This is a genomic window from Clostridium malenominatum (genome assembly GCF_039521365.1).
GTDB classification, from domain to species: domain Bacteria; phylum Bacillota; class Clostridia; order Clostridiales; family Clostridiaceae; genus Clostridium_AW; species Clostridium_AW malenominatum.
The window spans coordinates 2,023,890-2,043,630 of the sequence record NZ_BAAACF010000001.1 but is presented as its reverse complement, the minus strand read 5'-3'; the positions used below and the strand labels follow the sequence as shown (position 1 = coordinate 2,043,630).

Sequence of the window (19,741 nt, the reverse complement as noted above, 5' to 3'; positions counted from 1 at the left end):
ATTAAAAAAATACATTTATTATAATAATGACATAACAAATAGTTATTTATATATTCTAAATGTAATAAAATTCATATTTATAAAATATAAGGATTAAAGAGCAAAAAATATAGAATATGGTAAAGTTATATAACAATATTACGAATAATAATAATATGGTATTGAATAAGGAGGAGTAGTAATGGACTATAAAAAAAGTGCAGAATTGAAGAATAAAGTAATGCTGGCAGGATTTATATTATCGGTAGTATTAAGGGTAATTTTTAATATAATTTTAAAGGTAGATAGGAATGCCATATTAATATTAGTTGGACTTTCCATACCTTTAGCTATAATTGATTTTATATTAATAAAAAAGAAATTTATTATTCAAACAATGTATTATACGGTAATGATGTATACTGTTGTTATAGGCATAATGTTTATATCAGACCCCAATTGGGCTAATTTTATTCTGATATATTATGGTGTTATGTTAATGAGTGTATATCAAGATTTAAGGATATTAATTATTGAAGCGATTTTGGCTATAGGACTTGTGGTGTTTTGCTTCTTAGGTTATAAGACAACTCTCTTTGCTTCCGTAGAATATTATGAATTAATATTTTATATATTATACATAGTAGCAGCATCAGTTATATTGTCAATTAATGCTATTGCTACAAAAAATATTTATAAAGATTTAGAAGAAACTCATAAGGCTACTGAAGAAGCTAAATCTAGAGCAGAGTTGTTGCTAGAAAAAATATATAGTACTATAAAAGTTTTAACAGCAACTAATGAGAAAATAAAAAGTGGAATTTCTGTAGCAGGACAAATAGCAGAAGAAATAACTAGCTCTACAAGCGACGTTGCGAGTAGTGCAGCTAAAGAAGTGGATTTAATGAGTGGAATGAAACATTCAATAGAGGATGGAGTAGAGAAAGTAGAAGAAGTTACGAATGCCATTAAAACTATGGAGGAATTATCTAAGTCAACTGAAAATGTTGTGTTAGAAGGTAATAATAAAGTAGATATATTATCTTCGGAAATGAATAAGGTAAATACAAATATTTTAAATGTGGTGTCTATGATAAATGAATTAAGTGATGAAAACGCAAAAATAGTTAATATTATTAACAGTATTACACAAATATCAGAGCAAACGAATCTATTAGCTCTTAATGCATCAATTGAAGCAGCTAGAGCTGGAGAGCATGGAAGAGGTTTTGCTGTGGTTGCAGAAGAAGTAAGAAAACTTGCTGAGGATTCAAAAATATCTACAGATCAAGTAGAATCAATATTGAATAATATATCTAATAAAACAAAGGTAGTTGCAGAAGAAATATTAAAAGAAGAAAAGTCAATCGAGCTATGTAATGAACATACAAATGATGTTAAAGAGTTATTTAAAGATGTTAATAAGAACACTTCTAATGTATTAAGTTATTCAAGAAATGTTGGATCACAATCTATATTGCTTGAAAGTACTATGAAAAATACATTAAGTTCAGTAAATAATATTAGCGAAAATGTAGAATCAACTACAACTGCTATGGAAGAAATCTTTGCGGCTATTGATGAGCTTAATAATAGCATAATGGATATAACAAGTAGTTATGACGAAATAGATAATATATGTAATGAATTAAACTCCATAAATAAATAAAATGCATAATATAAAAGGATGGTTATTACAAATTAGTAGTGACCATCCTTTTTTATATAAAATAGTTATAAAGGATAATATTAAATCTAGTTTTAGAAAGAATTACAAAATGATGCAATAGAATAGTAAAAGTAACCAATAATGTAGTATAATACAAATTAAGGAATAAATGAATCTATAATTATAATCAGTAATAAGGAGGTAATCGAATGCCAAGACCAATATTAGCAGGAAAAGCAGAACATCAACACAAATTAGAATTAAGCGTTGAAAAAGCTGTAAATCAAAAGCTTTTCATGGATAAAACTACATTAGAGAAAAGGTTAAGAAATAAAAGATCAAATGAGTATATGGAGTCAATAAAAAAACTTGATGTTGGTGGATGTGAACAAAGTAAAAAACAATTTGAAGCTTGTGTAGAGGCAATAAGAAATGAATTTAAAGACATACCAGAAAATAATCTATTAGTAGGATTAGTAGCAAAGTGTTATTTGGGACAACCATATGATGTTCATACAATTGATATGAGTGGAGGTATTTTAGTTCATTACAAGACCTCCGAAAGTATGCCAGCTTTAATTGAAAGAGCCAGAAGTTTAGCTCTTCATGGAGGGTATGAATATATTGAAGTATATACAGATTGTTTATGTGCTGTAAAGAGTGATGGAAGTGTTAGTATAGTAAAATAAGGGGGTAGGTTAAGATGGGGGATCGTGTAATAAGCACGGCAAATTTAAACATTATAGAAAATAATTTAAGCAGATTAGCTAATAACCTGGCTGCAGTAGCTAATAATGTAGAGGGTGTAGCTGTCAGGGTAAATAATGTTGATGGTAAAGTAAATGTAGTATCATCAGAATTAAGTGCTTTAACAGAAGAATTTAGAGCATTTGTTAATGAATCAAAGAGAATAGCTAATTTAGCAGATGCAAAGCAAAGTGTAGTTATGTTGGAGCAAGAGTTAGAAAAAGAATTTGGAAATTATGAAACAGTAAGAAGACATACAGTAGGTATACTTCAGGCTGCTGACATTAGTGTAGTTAAAAAGGAGACAATAGAAAATGCTACTGAAGAACTTATGTTATCAACACCAAGATATTGGTTGGCTCCAGCTTTAATAGCATTATCTGCATGGCTAAGTGATAATAAGGAACTTGCAGATAAAGCACTTAGGGAAGCGCTTAGAAGAGATGATGAAAAAACATCGTTACTTTTCTGTTTAATAAGTAGAAGAGCAGGAAAGCTAGATGGTTCATTAGTATGGCTGGAAAGATATTTTTCAATGCAGGATCCAGAAAAAATGGAACGTAGGATAATTGTTGTTTTAGATGCATTTGCAAGTGGATTATTTGGCGGAGATGTAAAAGGTATGTGTTCTTCAAAGATTAGGCAGTGGCTGGATGAATTATCTTCAAAAGCTGGATTTGTTGAAGAACAAAGACAGCAATGGCGAAATGCTCTTATTGCAAAAAAAGCAAGTATAGATGAAAATGAATTTCCTATATTAAAAAAACATAGCAATACATGGGGCAAGCTCAAAGATGTATTAGAAATAGCGGAAACTCATGATGTAATTTATAACTATTTTAGTGATATATTCAATACTCCAGTGGAAAATGTAGCATCGATATCTGCAAAGATAGATGAAATACTAGATAGTTTAGTTAAAAATTATGATACTGAAGAGTTACCAATTAGAGCTCAGTTAAGAAAAAATAAATTAGCAATTGAAGAAAATGGGGAAATAGATAGAGCGAATAAGAGATTTGATCTAGAATATAAAGGATATGAAGAATATGATGACTTCTCACAACATCTAACAAATATTGCATTAGCACCTGAGTCAACTGGCGCTTTAATTCCAACTCAAAAACTTGCAATTTCATTATCTAAACAATGGATATTAGATGCACATGAAGATTTAACAGCTAAAAGCAGAGCTGGAGTTCCAATTGAAATTGAAGTTGCTATTGATAACTGGCATGGTAAAACAAGAGATGGAGTAAATGCAGAAGAACTTAGTAATTCATTAAACAGCTATATAGATAAAATAAAAGAAGAACAGTTAAGTAAACTAAAATGGCCAAATGGTAAAACAATAGCAGCTGGAGTAATTGGTGGTATTATTGCTATTTTAGGAATAGGAAGTATAATAATCCCTTTAATTACTATACCGATAGCAACAGGAGTTATACTATCTCAAAAGAAATCAGTTGAAAAAAACAGAAATAAAGTAATTACTGATATTGAAAATTTTAGAGAATCATCTCAAGTGATACTAAACGGTTTTTTAGCTGAAGTAGTTGATTATAGAAGATTATATTCTTTGAAGGATAAGGAAAGTGAAAAAGTTATAGATTTCTTAAAAGGAATATCACCTGAGCAGTTTATTACGGTACAAAATAATAGTAGAGTAAGACAAGTATTATAGAAAGGTGGATTTAAAAAGTTATGAAGAATAATTTGCCAATCAATAGAAATGTAATGAAAAATACAGAAGTTAATAAGGATTCAGATAATAATAAAATGGAATCAACAACAGATGATTTTGCAGCAGCATTTCCAGAATGGGACTTAACACCACCAGCAGTTGTTGTAAAAAGAGTAAGGAGAGGAATATGAAAAATCCAACTATATATGCTGAATGGGTTGAATGTTTTGATTTAGCAAAGGAAGGAACTCATGATGAGGAAGTATTAAGATGTATCAAAAATGGAACTCTTACATTGAATGCAGGTGTAGGAGGAAGAATTGCTAAGCAAATGAATGAAGTTATTCAGTTAAGATTAAAAAAAGCATCTGACAAGTTTACAAGAGCCATGGGATTTAATAATGGTGACATAAACATGTTAACGAATTCATTGTTATTGTTAAGAAAAGAGTTTAAATTTTTAATAGAATTTGTACAGATTTCAATTTTGCCTGAAGAAGATGTTAAGAGATTTGTAGATGCAATAAAAAAACAGGCAGATTTAATGCAGGAATCTCTTGAAACAACAAGCAAAAGCGATAGGACAGGAATGTTAGCAAGCATAATACGAAGAAACAGAATTAATAACCTGGAGGATAAATAAGATGAATTTTAAAGAATGTATTCTAAAGATCAAGCAGTATTCATTAGCCAGAATACCGTTTATATCTTTTAATACTTTTGAAAAAAGCAGAGCATTAGAAGTTTGTAAAGCAGTATCAGAAGAATTGTTATTACCATTTTATGTTCATACACTTTCTAAAGGAATGTATGATATTTCAAATGGGAGAACAGTTAATGATGATAAATCTTTAATGGGTGCTTTGGATTTTATTACAGAACAAATAAAGGTGAAGCAGAATTTAACCTTTATACTGACAGAAGTATCAGATATTGAGAATGATACAATGACAGCAAGGTATCTTCAAGATGTTGTATCTTTGGCAGAAGAAACTGGAGGAGTAATTATTGCATTAACTACAACTTCAGTTTGGGGGCAGTTACAAAGATCTGGTATGACACTAGCATTAGATTTACCTAATGAAGAAGAAATGCTTCAGATTATACAAGATAATATTGAGCCATATAAGAGAGATATAACAATAGAATGGGATAATAATGACTATCGGGAAGCTGCTACAATTCTGGCAGGAGTAACCCAGGTTGAAGCTCAGAACGTAATAGTATCATTAGTTGCTAATAAAGCTATTAAGAAAAGCGACTTGACAGAATTAAATTTTGCTAAAAATAAATTATTTTCAAACATAGAAGGATTAGAGAAAATTGAAGCGTCGCAAAGCATCTTGGATGTAGGAGGTTTAAGTGGATTAAAGGAATGGCTTAATAATAAGAAAAAACTTCAGACGCCAGAAAAAAGAGATGAATTAAGAAAACGAGGACTACAGCCACCAAGAGGTGTGCTTTTAGTGGGGGTTCCGGGATGCGGTAAGTCGCTTTCAGCAAAAGCAATAGCAGCTTTTTGGAATTTACCTTTGTACAGACTTGATTTTGCAACAGTTCAGGGACAGTATGTAGGTCAAAGTGAACAACAGTTAAAAGAAGCTTTTCAAACTGCTGAGCATCTTTCCCCATGTGTATTATGGATAGATGAAATAGAAAAAGGTCTTGGGACATCAGGTAGTGATAGTTCAGGAGTTACAACAAGAATGGTTGGACAATTCTTATTCTGGATGCAGGAATGCAGAAAGCTAGTTTTTGTAGTAGCTACAGCAAATGATGTATCAAAATTACCTTCTGAATTAATAAGACGTGGCCGCTTCGATGAATTATTTTTTGTAGATTTACCTTCAGAAACTGAAAGAGAAGAAATAATCAATTTATATGTAAACAAGTATATAAATATGAAGTTGTCAGAAAGTACTATAAAACAGCTTGTAGATATTACAGATGGATTTACTGGAGCAGATTTAGAATCATCGCTTAGGGATGTTGCTTATAGATTGATTGCAGATGATGAACTGCAATACTCAGACGAATTAATAATAAATTCACTAAAAAATGTTATTCCATTATCTAAAACAAGTCCAGAAAAAATAGAATCAATTAGAGATTGGGGAAGAGAAAGAGCGGTACCAGCTTCAGGTCAGCCTATAGGCGGAAATTTATCTAATAATAAAGTATCTAGAAGGGTTTTAGTTTAGTATTTATATATAATGGTAGCTAAAGATCCTTTTGTGGATAGGAAGAAAAAATGCTGAAGATAAAAATTGGGGTAAGGGTACAAGGGCTGTATTTGAAAAGTTGATGAAATATATAGAATAGAGCAGTGAAATAAATACATAAACAAACTAAAACGACAGATATCAAAGTTCTGTCGTTTTTTAATAAGCTTTATATTTATGTAATGATTAACAAATTAATATTAAATTAATATAATGTAATATTAATTTAAGGAGAAAATTATAATGTATAATAATACAAAAAAAGATTATAAGCCAGTAGGGCCAACTAATTTATATACTTATTTTATTGGAGAAAATCCAATTACTTCATTTAATCCTGTAAGTAGACATCCACAAATAAGTGAAAGTGCATTTATAGGACCATTTTCAAGTGTAATAGGTGATGTAATAATAGAAGAGAATGTATTTTTAGGTGCTAATGTAGTGCTAAGAGCAGATGAGGGAACACCATTTTATATAGGTGAAAATTCTAATATACAAGATGGAGTAATATTTCATGGGCTAAGAGATGCTAAATACTTTGCAAATGGTATAGGGTATTCAATATATATTGGAAATAAAGTAAGTATAGCTCATGGAGCATTAATTCATGGACCGGCTATTGTGGGGAATAATACATTTGTTGGGTTTAATTCAATTGTATTTAATGCTATAGTAGAGGACAATTGCTATATTGATACTGGAGCAATAGTAACAGGGGGAATTAGGATAGCTGCAAATAGATATGTACCAATTGGTGCAATTATAAATACACAAGCTAAGGCAGATAATCTTTTAGAAGTACCAAAGGAAAAATCAGATTTTGCGGAAAAGGTTATTAAAGTTAATGTAGAGCTTTCAGAAGTTTATGACTTGAAATTTGGTGATACAGGTTGTAGTTGCGGTCTTTGTTGTAATCATAATACCTTAATTAGCAATTAGATAAAAATTATAAGGGAGAAATGTAGATTTTGTATTTATCTGCACTTCTCTTGTTTTGATTCTATTAAAATATAGAGTAATAATCCTGTGGTAGAGGAGGGTTACTGTGATATATGAAGTATATCATAAATTGCCCCTTTTTCTGATTTTACTTTGTTTAAATCATCTATAAAGTAAAATACAGCATATTTCCACTTATCTGGATTATATATAACTATATATTCTGCATCATCAATTCTTGGGAGTTCTTCTTTTATTCTATCTTTTAAGTTATTTAAACTAAATCTCGGCTCAATATCCCCTGTGGTCTCAAATAGATATTTCATATCTGTAATTTTAACTGTTGTTGTATCAATTAAAGGTATTCCTATATTTACTTGCTGCCATCCAAAAGAAGTTATTATATTATCATAGAATCCATTAAATAAGAACTTGTTCAACCCATCGCTATATTCCCAAAGATATAAAGGACAATAACTATTCTGTAAATTGTTATTTTGCCCTTTTTCAGTTATTAGATACATTTTAAACCTTAAACTCTCAAATCCATCAGTTTTATAACCGTTATTTTTTACCCTGTCTTTGATTATATTCATATCGTAATCACTTGGTAATGTGATCTTGTATTGTGATGCTATCATTTGATAATCACTCCTCTATTTTATATTTTTTACAACTATCTTTAGATTTATTATATATCCTTCTAAACCATATGAATAATAGTTATAAATCATAGTAGATATTAATCAAAATAATACCAATATAAATGAGTACTAATAATAGAAATATGCTAAAATTATAATTATTGCAAAGCAAAGAAGGGAATAAAACTATGGAAAGTAATGATTTGCGAATATTTCAAATGGTTGCATATGAAAGGTCTATTTCAAAAGCAGCTTTAAGGATGGGGTATGTTCAGTCTAATGTAACATTGCGTATTCAAATGCTTGAGAAAGAGTTGGGAACTACTTTGGTATTAAGACATAATAAAGGCGTTACACTGACTTCTAGTGGTGAAAAGTTGCTTGTATATGCAGAACAGATTATTAGATTACTTAACGAAGCTGAAGCAGCTTTTAAGGATAATAATTCTAATAACTCTTTAAGAATAGGTGCAACTCAAACAATAGCAGCCTCAGTAGTACCTAAATGGTTAAGTAGATATTCTAAAAAATATCCTAATGTATCAGTTGCTTTAAAAACAGATATTCAAAAAAATTTGATAGAGCAAGTCCTTAATGGAGAGCTGGATGGTGCATTTACTAATGTTCAATACTTACATCACAATGTTGTTTCGTTTTTTACATTTATAGAAGAGCTAGCAGTTATATCTTCTATAGATATTAAAAAAATAGATGACTTGATGGAAAGACCTATTATTATAAGCAATAATATGGATTGTCCTTATCGGGCAATATTGGAAAAGTGGATTGTTGTAAATAAAGGAACTCCAAGTAGAATTATTGAGTTTGATTCTTTAGAAGCTATTATTAAGTGTGTAGCAAATGGCATGGGTATATCGCTATTGCCAAAAAGTGTGATAAAAAATAACGACAGATTATATATTCATGAGTTATCTAATGAATTTAACAAGCTAATAATATATTTTATCAAACGAAATGATTCAAATATAAATCATCCAATTAATAATTTTGTTGGTATACTTTCACAAGTATAAATATGCAACTAAGGTATAATAAGGTAAAAAAGTAATTAAATAATGACTTACAATATTAATTACTGGGGAGAGGGTGTTTATGAAAGAGATAAATGATTTTGATAAGGTGTACAAGTATTATGATAAATTTATGGCTATGTTTAATTTATATAAGCATGAAGAAGTAAAGGCAGCTGCAAATATTGATGAACATGATGTGGTTGTAGATATAGGTGGGGGTACTGGAAGATTAGCTCAGTATATTTGTAATAGTTGTAAGAGGGTATATGTTCTTGATGAAAGTGAGAGGATGCTTTCAATGGTAAAGCAGGGAGAAAATTTGATGTGCATAAGGGGGAATGCTCTGAAAACTCCATTTGAGGACGACTCTGTTGATATAGTAATATTGAGTGATGTTTTCCATCATATCAAAGAGCAAAAAGACCTTATAGTTGAAATAAATAGGATATTAAAGTATGGTGGAAAGATAGTTTTGCTGGATTTTCATAGAAAACATATAAAAACAAAGTTACTAAGGGCATTTGAATTTATTCTTTTTGGAGGATTATTTTTTAGAACTAAAGATGAAGTTGGGAATTTATTAGAGAAATATTTTTATATAGAAAAGGTTTATGAAAAGGGATATTATTTTATATTTGTAGGAGAAAAAAGATGATAAGTAAAGTATGGTTTTACTTAAAGCTTGGATATAAGCTTATAAAAAAAGAAGTGGTAAATAGAGAAGATTACAGAGGAGAGTATGATAAAGTTTCAGGCACCTATCATTATTGGCTTAAAGAGATGGGTAGATATACGGATAATATTATTCATTCAAAATACATAGAAATAGATAAAGAACTAAGAATACTTGATTTTGCTTGTGGAACAGGCTATATAACAAAAGCTTTATTAAATAAATCCGTAAAATATAAAATTACTTCTGTAGATCAGTCAAATAAAATGCTTGAGAAACTTTTGGATATGAATGATCCTAGAGTAACAGCTATTCAGAGTGATGGTATTGAATTTTTAGAAACTACTAATGAAAAATATGATGTTATATTTTTTGGCTGGGCTCTTTCTTATTTTGATCATAATGAACTATTAATGCTTTTTAATAGGATTTTAAAACCAGGAGGTATATTAGCAATAATCACAAATGTTGAAGGAACATTGGATAAAATAGAAAGTATTTTTTTGAAGGTTATGAGCGAGAAGCAAAAGGAAGTAATTAAACCCATGGATATAAAACTAAATTTACCAAAAGGAAAAAAAGGGCTAGTTAAATGGTGTAATAAATACAGATTTAAAGCTTTAGAAGTAGAGGAAGGTGAGGCATTCTTTAGTTTTAAAGAGCCAGAGGAACTTTTACAGTGGCTAAACGTAACTGGGGCAGCAGCGGGAACTAGGAAAATCTTTAAGAACTACGATGAAGTTAAACCCTCCATAATTGAAAAAATAAAAAAAGAAAAGCATAAAAATGGAGCTTACGAGATAAATCATAAATTTGCATATGGTATTTTTAGAAAGGAATAGGAATCAATGAGTATTAATAATTTAAAAATCATGACAAAAATGGCTTTTGATAAAAATGTTCTAAAGAGTCTATTAGAGATTTACAACATTTTAAAAGAAGACAAGCAATTCACCCTATTAAAATACATAAAAATGATGAAGGGTATTTTAAAGGGAGAGAAGATAGTGAAGCATGAGGATAAGTATATATTGAGCACCTTTTTTCCGCCTTTTCCATCTAAATCCTTTATACAAAATATTTTAGCGGTAGATGAACCTATAAATATTTTTACAAAGCAAATATATGCTAAAAGGACTGCACCTATATCTATGTACTTATGTATAACAAATAAATGTCATAATAATTGTATTTATTGCAGTGCAAAAAATAGGACAGCAGAAAAGGAGTTGACAAAGGAGGAATGGATTAAGGTTATTGGGGAGCTTCAAGATATGAGTATCCCTATTATCGGAATAACAGGAGGAGAGCCCCTGATACGTGAGGATATATTTGATATTATAAAGTCTATAGATATTAGAAGCACGACAGTTCTATTTACTAGTGGCTTTAATTTAAGCTATGAGAAAGCAAAAAAGTTAAAAGATAGCGGCCTATTTAGTATAGGCATAAGCTTAGATTCTTATGATAAAGATACACATAATAAGAATAGAAATAATGAAAATGCTTTTGATTATGCGCTAGAGGCACTGAGGAATGCAAATAAGGTAGGACTATATACTATGGCACAAACCGTTATATCAAAGGAAAATTTAGAGGAGGAAAAGCTGTTTAAATTATTTAAGTTGGCTAAAGATAATGGTGCCCATGAAGTAAAGATACTGGAACCTATACTAAGTGGAAATCTTCTAACTGAAAAGCAATTAAACAATTTTCTTTATAATGAGAGTGATAGAGAGAAGCTTATAAAAATACAACATAAGGCAAATAAAAGAAGTGATTTACCCAAGATCACAACTTTTGCATATACAGAAAGTGAAGCTAAATTTGGTTGTGGTGCAGGGAACCAACATTCTTATATATCTTCTTCAGGAGAATTGTATCCTTGTGATTTTGTACCTATGAGTTTTGGAAATGTAAAAGAAGAATCTATAAAAAGGCTTTGGATTGAAATGAACAATTATATTGGTAAACCCAAAATAGGGTGCTTTGCTCAGAAGGTGAATAAAGAAGTATTTAAGCAAGCAGAAGGTGCGCTGCCACTTAATAAGGAAAAGGCAATGAGTATTTGTAATAAAAATAAAAGTGATAAATATCCAAAATACTATAGGGATTTGCATAAATAGCATTTAAATAAAATAGGCGGGTTACACTCAGAAATGTAATCCACCTATCTTATTTAAGACATTATGAGGTGAAGATAAAAGCTAAGGTTTATGAGAAAACAGTAAAAAAACAGTTTACAACTATATCATTTAATGATATATTATATTTAATGATATATCATTAAATGATATATATAGAAAATAGGAAGGAAAGTGTTATGGCAAGAAAAGATTCTATTGATATTGGAGAACTAACGGACTCTGCTTTTTACATTTTATCTAGTGTTATTGAGGAAAAGCACGGATATTTAATTATGAAAACCATTGAGAAATTTACTAACAATGAAGTTGTTATGGGTCCTGCAACACTTTATACAACACTTAAAAAGCTTTTAGCAGCAGATTTAGTGGAGTTAAATTCACACACAGATGAAAATAAAAAGGTATATAAGATAACAGATAAAGGGCGAGAGATGCTTATAAAAGAAATTGAGCGTAAAAGACAGATGATTAAATTTGCTGAGAATTTTTTGGAGTAGAAAAGGGGAGTATTCATGAAAAGTAAATATGTAATGATTAGTGGCTTTGCCTTTAGCGAAGAAAGTGATATGGAAAAGCTAAAAAATTATGCAAGACAAGGGTGGATATTAGAAGACATAGTAGGAGGTTTTTTTTATAAATTAAAAAAAGATAAACCTCAAGATATAGTATATAGCTTAGATTATCAAATGGAGGCAGATGAAGAATATTTTACTTTATTTAAAGAAGCAGGATGGGACCTTGTTATTTCTATAGGAAACCAAATGCACATTTTTTCAGCACCAACTGGCACTAAACCTATTTATAGTGATAGTCAATCAGAAATAGATAAATACACAAGTATAAGAAATGGAACAAGAAGGGGAACCCTTTATTCTTTAATAATAGCTGTAGTGCTAATTGGTTTGTTAACTCTTTCCGTAATTTTCATAAGGCCTATTTTTCTGATTATCTTAGGATTATTAATAATTGATATGGTTGTGTTTGTTTTTAATTTTATGCCTTACTTAATGTATAATTCTAGAATCAGGCAAATAAAAAAATACGGCAAGTGTAATAGTGAAACAATGAATAGCAAAAGTTTGTGGAAAGTAAATGCATTTACAGGGGCTGGATTTTTAGCTTTGGGAATATTAAATTTGATTGATAAAAAATATTTTGCAATATTTTTTATAATTTTAGGTGCTTCTAGTATTATTTCAAGTTTAGATTGCTATAAAAAATATAAAAAATCTCTATAATAAAATGCAACCCACTTACTTTTTTAAAGTTACTATGATAGAATTTAGGTGGGTGGTGAGTGAATATGGAAAAATATCATATGTGCCCAAAGTTTGAAAATGCTTTTGAATTATTAGGAAAGAGATGGACTGGACTAATTATAAGGACATTACTCAGTGGCAAAAAGCGTTTTTCTGATATAGCAGATGCCATTCCTAATATGAGCGCTCGCATGCTTACAGAAAGATTTAAAGAATTAGAAAGCCAGGGAATTGTTATTAGAAGGGTTTATCCAGAAACCCCTGTACGTATAGAATATGAGCTTACAGAAAAAGGCCATGACCTGGAAGGGGTTATGGATGAAATTCAAAAATGGGCGGAAAAGTGGAATTAGAATCTCCTTTAAATTTAAGGGGATTCTTTTTTATTTCTAAAAACTCTTGACTAATAATTACTATTATGTAATAATAATTTTAAAGAAGGTTACTAAAAGTAACTAAATATAAAATGTAAATTAGTTTTATTGAAGTATAGATGAATATTTAATAGGAGTGATATAGATGTTAAGAAAAATAGAAAGCAAAAATATGGGTAGTAGTAATCTTGGATGGTTAAGAAGTAAATTTCACTTTTCCTTTGCAGAGTATTATAATCCAGACAATATAAACTTTGGAGTTTTAAGAGTTATAAATGATGATTTAATTCAATCTAATACTGGGTTCGATACTCACCCTCATAGAGATATGGAAATAGTATCATATGTTATAGATGGAGAACTTACTCATGGAGATAGCATGGGCAATAAAAACACTATAACCCGTGGCCATGTTCAATACATGAGTGCAGGAACAGGAGTTTATCATAGTGAGCATAACCTTGGAGAGGATACAGCGAGACTTCTACAGATATGGATTTACCCTGATAAAAAAGGATATGAACCTAACTATGGAGATTACAGATTTAATTGGAAGGATAGAGAAAACAAATGGCTTCATATGGTGTCAAGCAAAGATGGGGATGCGCCAATAAAGATAAATCAGGATGTAAATATTTATTCCTTAGAACTCCGAAAAGGAGAAGAAATTAGCTTTCCAGTTAAGGAAGGAAGACAGGCTTATTTAGTTCAAATAGAAGGAAATTCACTAATTAATGAAATTGAATTAAATGAAAGAGATGGAATGGAAATAGTTGAGGAAGATATTTTAATTAAGGGGAAAGAAACTTCCCATATATTAATTTTAGAAATGAGTAAAGAAGATTAACGCGAAAGTTCATTTATAAAAGCCTATGCAGTTATTGCATGGGTTTTTCTCAGCATTATAAAGATTTTTACAATATAGACGATAAATAATCAATATGAAAATATAGGTATTGAAGTGGATTTTATGAAAAGTGTTTTAAGTGAATTAGATAAAATTAAGATTTTAAATAAAAGTGATATGGCAAATATTAAGAATTATATTCATAAAAAATATCCTGAGAATCATGAAGCGGAAAATGAAGTAATACTTTTAGATGCTATTGATAAAGTTATCTATAACAAATTGGAAGGATTACCGGAAGATTTGAAGGGATCTGTTAAAGATAATGTAATAAAAAATACCTTTGGGAAGGATAAGATTTCAATCACCCTTTGTGATATTTTTGAAGCTTGCATAAGGGAGGAAAAGATAATCAAGGACTTTACAAAGGAACTAAGGGACTTGGTATATTCAAATGGAGAGGTTCAAATCACAAATGAAGATATCAGCACCCATTTGGAAACCCTAGGATTTAAAGAAATAGATTCTGATGTTACCGTAGAAGAAGAGTTGAATATTGAAAGTGAAGTAAGCATTGAAGCCCCTGTAGCTTATAAGAAAAACTTTAAAAAAACTTTATGCATAGCCCTTATGGCTATTTTTATTATACCTTTATATTATGTAGGTAGAGGAGTTTATATAAATAAGCAGAATCAAAATAAAGAAGAGAATTATGTTATTGAATCAGATAAAAAAGAAAACACTTCAACTAAACATCCTAATTTACACCTTCCTGAATATATGAGATATAAAGAAATAGATGAAGAAAAGCTAAAAGAGTTTTTAAAGAAGAGAGAATCCCTTTTAGCTGAAGAACCCTATTTCTCCACCATAGTTTCTGTAGCAGAAGAGTTTAACTTAAATCCTATTGTACTCTTTTCTATAACTGGCCAGGAACAAAGTTTTGTACCTAAAAGCCATAAGGATGCTAATAAAATAGCTAATAATCCCTTTAATGTATTTCATAGCTGGATGGAGTATAACACAGATATAAATGATGCCGCAAGAATTGCCTCTAGAACTGTGATTAATTTATCACAAAATAGACCAGAGGACAAAGAGCCTTTTCTATGGATAGGAAGAAAATATGCTGAGGATAAGAATTGGGGTAAGGGCGCAAGGGCGGTGTTTGAGGAGTTGATGGGGTATACGGAGTAGAAGGATGAAATAATTTATAAATTTGATATTGACTCTCACATGGTGGTAGGCATTATTCTAAAGATGTCATTCGAATGGCATAAATTTATAGGAGTTGATTTTATGTTCAAGATAGGAGACTTTTCTAAATTGATCAAAGTGTCTGTACGTATGCTCAGATATTATGATGAAGTTGGGCTTTTTAAGCCTGCTGAAATTGATGACTTCACAGGATATAGATATTATTCTGCAAAACAGATTTCAGATATTAACCTAATAGTATCATTGAGAGATATGGGGTTTAATGTAGCGGATATAGCAGCGTTTATGAAAGAAAAATCTGAAGAAAAGCTAGAAGACATTTTAAAGATGAAAAGTGAAGAAATTAAGAATAATATAAGAGCTGAGGGAATAAGACTTGAAAAAATTAACTCCACAATTAAGAATATGAAAAAGGAGAGAGTTAATATGAAATATAATGTTAAATTAAAATCACTACCTAGCTATAAAGTTATCTCTTTAAGAGATCTTATACCAGCTTATAATGCAGAAGGCATGCTTTGGGAAAGATTGAGTGAATATGTAATGAGAAAAAATATTCCTTGTAATGACATTGCTTATGCTACCTATTACGATGAAGGGCATAAAAAAGGTGATGTTGACGTAGAGGTATTAATGGGTGTTAGTACACTTATGGAGGATGAGAATGAATTCATATTCAAGGAGACTGAAGCTGTTGAGCAAGCTGTTAGTATATTAGTTCCAGGGGATTATTCTAATTTAGCAGGAGCATATAATTTCCTAGCAAACTGGATTGAGGAAAATGGATACAGTATGTGTGGAAATCCACGTCAAGTTGCTATAAAAGGACCTTGGAATGAAAAAAATACAGAGGACTATTTAAGTGAAATACAAATACCAATAAAAAAATTATAATAAAATTAATTATAAGTAAGGAGAATCCTCATGATAGGGGTTCTCCTTCTTATTTACGAAAATTAAACTATTAATAAATTTATAAATAAGTCAAAACGACAGATTATTAAAATCTGCCGCTTTTTATTTGGGGTTATGTTGATAAAGTTTCCCAAATTTGAAGGAAATTGAGGTTGTTTGTAGAATAATGGAATTGTAGGTATTTATCTACTAAAAATAATTTTATGATAATGTGAGAAAAATCATGAGTATACACATTAGGTAAATAATGAAAATAGAATGATTGGTTAAAAGTAACTTGTTGGAGGATTTATGGAACAATTAGAATTGGAGTTAGATATAGAATGTACAAGGTTGATAGATGTTGTCAATGATGAAACATTAGAGGAAGATGCACAAAATTTAATATATAAAAACAGATTGAGAGATTTAGTAAAGGATATTGCTACATTTGAGGAATTTGAAGGAATACAAATAACTAAAGATGGATTGGTTAGATTACAGGATACGAGTAAGTACATAATAACAATGCTAATAGTAGAAATAATAGAAGAACTTAAAAATAGTAATAGAAAGCAAATCACACCTAAAAATGTAGATAATGCATTAGACAAAATACTAGCAAAAGCAAGTGGAATAGATTCAGCATTAACTTTATTAAGAGAAAATATAGTTGAGTTAGAAAAGTTAAATACAAATACTTCTATTACCAAGGCAAGTCAATTTATAAACTTCGAAGAAAAATAGATGGGATAAGGGGGAGTACAGTGCTAGAACAAAAATTATTTTTCACTAGAAATGGAAAATATACTCTTTGGGAGAAGTTGCAGGATATATCAAAAGGAAAACTTGAAAATATCAAAGCGTATGTATCAGATGAATTACAAGTTGATATACAAGAATATGAAAATGCATCTGCTGAGAGTTATATATATAATTGTTATAGACTTATTGATGATGAACAGAAGAATTTGTTGGACATGCAGATTAATCAATTCTTCGAGGAAGATAAAGGTATAGGTGCAGATTTCAATGGAACATTATATAAAATGGATGTATCGTATATGAATGCAGAAATTATATATAATTTATTAGAAAAACTTGAAGAAAAAGTTGATTTATTTGACGTTGAGGATTTAAAAATATCTAGATTTATTAGAGAAGAAGAGAAATGTGTAGATATTAGATTGGCTAGTACTAAAAAGATAGACTATAAAGAAAATATAAATGATAGATTAATTAATACGGAAGTTAGAATTTATATAGAATTAGGATTAATGATTATGACAGATTATAGCGATTATACACATTCCAAAAGTGTTAAATCTATATTAATTCAAGAAATAAGACATATTCTTCTAAATCAAAATGGGGCTTTAGATCCATATACATTAAGTGATATGGCGTTAAGAGTATTATTAAAAAGAAGTAAAAAGTATGCTTCAAAATTTAAGTTTACAGTTGGAGATTATATGAGCTTAGATTGTAATATACTTGAAAATGTAACAGATGACCCTCTATCGATAAGTGGACTAAAGGAAATATATGATAAGCATAAAATGTTTGAAATTAAAGTTTCAATGAGCGCTAATGAGGAAAAATATATAACTATAGATGGGGAAAGAGGAAAGTTAATTAGTAGATCTAAGTGTATAGAAATTTCTGATATAAATGAATTTGTTACATTACTAAGTGAAGTAGTTAAATATGATTATTTAAATAGCAATTATATTAAACAAGCAAAGAATATTGCAAAAAGAGTATTAGTTGGACCAACAACAAGTAAGATTTCACAAGTTGATGGTATATATTCAATTATTCATAAATCTATTACAGATATACTAGTAAGTAAAGTTGATATAGATAATATATCTTTAACAATAAATGCATTTTTTTATTTATTATTAAAAAAAATCGAAGTTTCTGAAGATATAACTAGTGATTATGAAATAGATAAGGCTACATTACAGACAATTAAAAAAATATTTGGAATAGATAGTATAACGGTTAATAAGTTATATAATAAGGTAATTGAGATAGCTCTTAGCCAAGATGGTGATATATTAATAGCAGAACTGGACGGGTTTATAAAGCAATATGGTGAAAAATATGTTAATTCAATATGAATATGAGGTATTATCTTTTGCAGCATTAATTTCTACTAGCAAGGTAGATGGAAATTTAAGCTTTTTATTAAGTAAGTTAAATGATGAACTTGAGGAAGATGCAGAACTATATATAAAAAAATTAAAGATAAATGGTTTTATAGATGATAAACCAGAAAGAATAACGATAATAACAAATAATTGGATAGAGTTTTTTGTTAATTTATTACAGAATGAGTTTGATAAAAATAATATGAATGTTAGATGCAAGTTAGATAAAGTATCAAAAGCTATAGATTTTAATATTAATGGTTCAAATAAAAAATTTGACCTTATATTAAATGAAAAATATAAGGTTAATAATATAAATAAAGATTGTATTTATATGTGCAAAGTTTATGAATATAGTGATGAGATATATTGGTTAGATTTATTAAATGATATAAATTTACTAAGTTTATTCTATAATTACTTAATAAATGAGGTTAGTCATATAAATAAAAGTATTTATATGAAAATTGATAACTTAGAAGGCTTAGCAACTTCTCATGTAAGCGAAATTTTTAATAATTCAATTAAGAAATATTTTTTCGGAAAAGAATATACTATTGTTGAATTAGAGGATAGTGAAATTAAGTATATAAAAAAATTAATGGCAGATGATAATATATCTTTTTATGCTGTGAAGAAAAATAAAATTGTTATTTACATAATTAAGAAGAAAGATGCAATAACATTTTTAGAACTAAAAGATTCGGAAGTATATTTTTCAAATTTTGTTAATAGAGAGATTAGTGAATTGAAGGAAAAGTTAGATAAAAAGATCAGTCAATATAGAAACTTAGTAATGTATAAGGAAAATAATGTTTTAGATACAAACATAAAACTAACAACGCAATTAGCTACTTATACAGCGCCTATTACTATGATTATAAGTATACTAGGATTGTTAAATATAAATATAAGCAAACTAATACAATACAAATGGATATTAATAACTGCTATAATTGTGCTAGCAATGATACAAGCAGGAATATTTATATTTATATATGTTCCTGGATACAAGATTAATAGATTTAAATGGGACATCCATTAGAATATAAAAAATTAAAATAAGAGTTAGATTTTATTTTATATATCTATATATTAAAAAATATATATTGAGTAAGCAGAAAAAATTTGCTATTTATATTAGTGTTTGCTTGAATATAGCATATATGTGATTATAAACATTAGCAATTTAAATGGAGACGAGAGTTTTTATTGTTTTTACATTGGGAAAACTTCCTAAAATTAAAGGAGG

21 protein-coding genes are annotated in these 19,741 nt (G+C 29.1%); 20 read left to right on the top strand and 1 reads right to left on the bottom strand.

Annotated features, from left to right (window positions below; translation table 11 throughout):
* Positions 1 to 181 precede the first annotated feature (181 nt).
* The 7 genes from ABDZ69_RS10350 (at position 182) to ABDZ69_RS10320 (ending at position 7,243) form a co-directional block, all read left to right on the top strand.
* Positions 182 to 1,648 (top strand): methyl-accepting chemotaxis protein, encoded by a 1,467-nt coding sequence (locus ABDZ69_RS10350; RefSeq protein WP_343769337.1) that lies wholly within the window; start codon positions 182 to 184, stop codon positions 1,646 to 1,648.
* 209 nt (positions 1,649 to 1,857) lie between these two features.
* Positions 1,858 to 2,337 (top strand): hypothetical protein, encoded by a 480-nt coding sequence (locus ABDZ69_RS10345; protein WP_343769335.1) that lies wholly within the window; start codon positions 1,858 to 1,860, stop codon positions 2,335 to 2,337.
* 14 nt (positions 2,338 to 2,351) lie between these two features.
* Positions 2,352 to 4,079, top strand: coding sequence for a hypothetical protein (locus ABDZ69_RS10340; RefSeq protein WP_343769333.1), 1,728 nt, complete (start codon positions 2,352 to 2,354; stop codon positions 4,077 to 4,079).
* Positions 4,080 to 4,099: 20 nt separating this feature from the next.
* Positions 4,100 to 4,270 carry a hypothetical protein gene (locus ABDZ69_RS10335; RefSeq protein ID WP_343769332.1) on the top strand — a complete coding sequence of 57 codons (171 nt, stop codon included), beginning with the start codon at positions 4,100 to 4,102 and terminating at the stop codon, positions 4,268 to 4,270.
* Positions 4,267 to 4,722, top strand: a complete 456-nt coding sequence (locus ABDZ69_RS10330) for a hypothetical protein (RefSeq protein ID WP_343769331.1) — start codon at positions 4,267 to 4,269, stop codon at positions 4,720 to 4,722. Before ABDZ69_RS10335 ends, ABDZ69_RS10330 begins: the two co-directional genes overlap by 4 nt.
* 1 nt (position 4,723) lies before the next feature.
* Complete coding sequence (locus tag ABDZ69_RS10325; protein WP_343769330.1) at positions 4,724 to 6,280, top strand: AAA family ATPase; 1,557 nt, start codon at positions 4,724 to 4,726, stop codon at positions 6,278 to 6,280.
* Between the two features lie 264 nt (positions 6,281 to 6,544).
* Positions 6,545 to 7,243: a DapH/DapD/GlmU-related protein gene (locus tag ABDZ69_RS10320; protein ID WP_343769329.1), complete on the top strand. Its 699-nt coding sequence runs from the start codon at positions 6,545 to 6,547 to the stop codon at positions 7,241 to 7,243.
* A 101-nt stretch (positions 7,244 to 7,344) separates the two neighbouring features.
* Here the strand turns inward: ABDZ69_RS10320 and ABDZ69_RS10315 are convergent, their stop codons facing one another.
* Complete coding sequence (locus tag ABDZ69_RS10315) at positions 7,345 to 7,884, bottom strand: DUF4865 family protein (RefSeq protein ID WP_343769327.1); 540 nt, start codon at positions 7,882 to 7,884, stop codon at positions 7,345 to 7,347.
* Positions 7,885 to 8,048: 164 nt separating this feature from the next.
* Between ABDZ69_RS10315 and ABDZ69_RS10310 the strand changes: the two genes are divergently transcribed.
* From ABDZ69_RS10310 to ABDZ69_RS10250, 13 genes are all read left to right on the top strand, one after another.
* Positions 8,049 to 8,921, top strand: coding sequence for a LysR family transcriptional regulator (locus tag ABDZ69_RS10310; RefSeq protein ID WP_343769326.1), 873 nt, complete (start codon positions 8,049 to 8,051; stop codon positions 8,919 to 8,921).
* 79 nt (positions 8,922 to 9,000) lie between these two features.
* Positions 9,001 to 9,576 (top strand): class I SAM-dependent methyltransferase, encoded by a 576-nt coding sequence (locus ABDZ69_RS10305; RefSeq protein WP_343769323.1) that lies wholly within the window; start codon positions 9,001 to 9,003, stop codon positions 9,574 to 9,576.
* Positions 9,573 to 10,436, top strand: a complete 864-nt coding sequence (locus ABDZ69_RS10300) for a class I SAM-dependent methyltransferase (RefSeq protein WP_343769322.1) — start codon at positions 9,573 to 9,575, stop codon at positions 10,434 to 10,436. The genes ABDZ69_RS10305 and ABDZ69_RS10300 overlap by 4 nt, the downstream gene beginning before the upstream one ends.
* Positions 10,437 to 10,466: 30 nt before the next feature.
* Entirely contained in the window at positions 10,467 to 11,720 is a 1,254-nt protein-coding gene (locus ABDZ69_RS10295; protein ID WP_343769321.1) for a radical SAM/SPASM domain-containing protein, read from the top strand.
* A 197-nt stretch (positions 11,721 to 11,917) separates the two neighbouring features.
* The gene (locus ABDZ69_RS10290) at positions 11,918 to 12,238 is read left to right on the top strand and encodes a PadR family transcriptional regulator (protein ID WP_343769319.1); all 321 of its coding nucleotides are present in this window, start codon (positions 11,918 to 11,920) and stop codon (positions 12,236 to 12,238) included.
* A 15-nt stretch (positions 12,239 to 12,253) separates the two neighbouring features.
* Positions 12,254 to 12,979: a DUF2812 domain-containing protein gene (locus tag ABDZ69_RS10285; protein ID WP_343769318.1), complete on the top strand. Its 726-nt coding sequence runs from the start codon at positions 12,254 to 12,256 to the stop codon at positions 12,977 to 12,979.
* A 65-nt stretch (positions 12,980 to 13,044) separates the two neighbouring features.
* Positions 13,045 to 13,353 (top strand): winged helix-turn-helix transcriptional regulator, encoded by a 309-nt coding sequence (locus tag ABDZ69_RS10280; protein WP_343769647.1) that lies wholly within the window; start codon positions 13,045 to 13,047, stop codon positions 13,351 to 13,353.
* A gap of 166 nt (positions 13,354 to 13,519) precedes the next feature.
* A complete protein-coding gene (locus ABDZ69_RS10275; RefSeq protein ID WP_343769317.1) occupies positions 13,520 to 14,221 on the top strand; it encodes a pirin family protein in 702 nt (233 codons plus the stop codon).
* A 123-nt stretch (positions 14,222 to 14,344) separates the two neighbouring features.
* Positions 14,345 to 15,418 carry a hypothetical protein gene (locus ABDZ69_RS10270; protein WP_343769316.1) on the top strand — a complete coding sequence of 358 codons (1,074 nt, stop codon included), beginning with the start codon at positions 14,345 to 14,347 and terminating at the stop codon, positions 15,416 to 15,418.
* A 102-nt stretch (positions 15,419 to 15,520) separates the two neighbouring features.
* On the top strand, positions 15,521 to 16,333 hold the full coding sequence (locus ABDZ69_RS10265) for a MerR family transcriptional regulator (RefSeq protein ID WP_343769315.1): 813 nt from the start codon (positions 15,521 to 15,523) through the stop codon (positions 16,331 to 16,333).
* Between the two features lie 312 nt (positions 16,334 to 16,645).
* Positions 16,646 to 17,080, top strand: coding sequence for a hypothetical protein (locus tag ABDZ69_RS10260; protein ID WP_343769314.1), 435 nt, complete (start codon positions 16,646 to 16,648; stop codon positions 17,078 to 17,080).
* Positions 17,081 to 17,100: 20 nt separating this feature from the next.
* Positions 17,101 to 18,459, top strand: a complete 1,359-nt coding sequence (locus ABDZ69_RS10255; RefSeq protein WP_343769313.1) for a hypothetical protein — start codon at positions 17,101 to 17,103, stop codon at positions 18,457 to 18,459.
* Positions 18,443 to 19,534, top strand: a complete 1,092-nt coding sequence (locus tag ABDZ69_RS10250) for a hypothetical protein (RefSeq protein ID WP_343769312.1) — start codon at positions 18,443 to 18,445, stop codon at positions 19,532 to 19,534. The genes ABDZ69_RS10255 and ABDZ69_RS10250 overlap by 17 nt, the downstream gene beginning before the upstream one ends.
* Positions 19,535 to 19,741 lie beyond the last annotated feature (207 nt).

Coding starts and splice junctions, on each gene's coding strand:
- ABDZ69_RS10335 (WP_343769332.1), top strand. CDS start 4,100: ATGAAGAATAATTTGCCAATCAATAGAAATGTAATGAAAAATACAGAA.
- ABDZ69_RS10295 (WP_343769321.1), top strand. CDS start 10,467: ATGACAAAAATGGCTTTTGATAAAAATGTTCTAAAGAGTCTATTAGAG.
- ABDZ69_RS10250 (WP_343769312.1), top strand. CDS start 18,443: ATGTTAATTCAATATGAATATGAGGTATTATCTTTTGCAGCATTAATT.
- ABDZ69_RS10325 (WP_343769330.1), top strand. CDS start 4,724: ATGAATTTTAAAGAATGTATTCTAAAGATCAAGCAGTATTCATTAGCC.
- ABDZ69_RS10280 (WP_343769647.1), top strand. CDS start 13,045: ATGGAAAAATATCATATGTGCCCAAAGTTTGAAAATGCTTTTGAATTA.
- ABDZ69_RS10285 (WP_343769318.1), top strand. CDS start 12,254: ATGAAAAGTAAATATGTAATGATTAGTGGCTTTGCCTTTAGCGAAGAA.
- ABDZ69_RS10345 (WP_343769335.1), top strand. CDS start 1,858: ATGCCAAGACCAATATTAGCAGGAAAAGCAGAACATCAACACAAATTA.
- ABDZ69_RS10290 (WP_343769319.1), top strand. CDS start 11,918: ATGGCAAGAAAAGATTCTATTGATATTGGAGAACTAACGGACTCTGCT.
- ABDZ69_RS10320 (WP_343769329.1), top strand. CDS start 6,545: ATGTATAATAATACAAAAAAAGATTATAAGCCAGTAGGGCCAACTAAT.
- ABDZ69_RS10270 (WP_343769316.1), top strand. CDS start 14,345: ATGAAAAGTGTTTTAAGTGAATTAGATAAAATTAAGATTTTAAATAAA.
- ABDZ69_RS10275 (WP_343769317.1), top strand. CDS start 13,520: ATGTTAAGAAAAATAGAAAGCAAAAATATGGGTAGTAGTAATCTTGGA.
- ABDZ69_RS10350 (WP_343769337.1), top strand. CDS start 182: ATGGACTATAAAAAAAGTGCAGAATTGAAGAATAAAGTAATGCTGGCA.
- ABDZ69_RS10330 (WP_343769331.1), top strand. CDS start 4,267: ATGAAAAATCCAACTATATATGCTGAATGGGTTGAATGTTTTGATTTA.
- ABDZ69_RS10315 (WP_343769327.1), bottom strand. CDS start 7,884: ATGATAGCATCACAATACAAGATCACATTACCAAGTGATTACGATATG.
- ABDZ69_RS10305 (WP_343769323.1), top strand. CDS start 9,001: ATGAAAGAGATAAATGATTTTGATAAGGTGTACAAGTATTATGATAAA.
- ABDZ69_RS10300 (WP_343769322.1), top strand. CDS start 9,573: ATGATAAGTAAAGTATGGTTTTACTTAAAGCTTGGATATAAGCTTATA.
- ABDZ69_RS10260 (WP_343769314.1), top strand. CDS start 16,646: ATGGAACAATTAGAATTGGAGTTAGATATAGAATGTACAAGGTTGATA.
- ABDZ69_RS10265 (WP_343769315.1), top strand. CDS start 15,521: ATGTTCAAGATAGGAGACTTTTCTAAATTGATCAAAGTGTCTGTACGT.
- ABDZ69_RS10340 (WP_343769333.1), top strand. CDS start 2,352: ATGGGGGATCGTGTAATAAGCACGGCAAATTTAAACATTATAGAAAAT.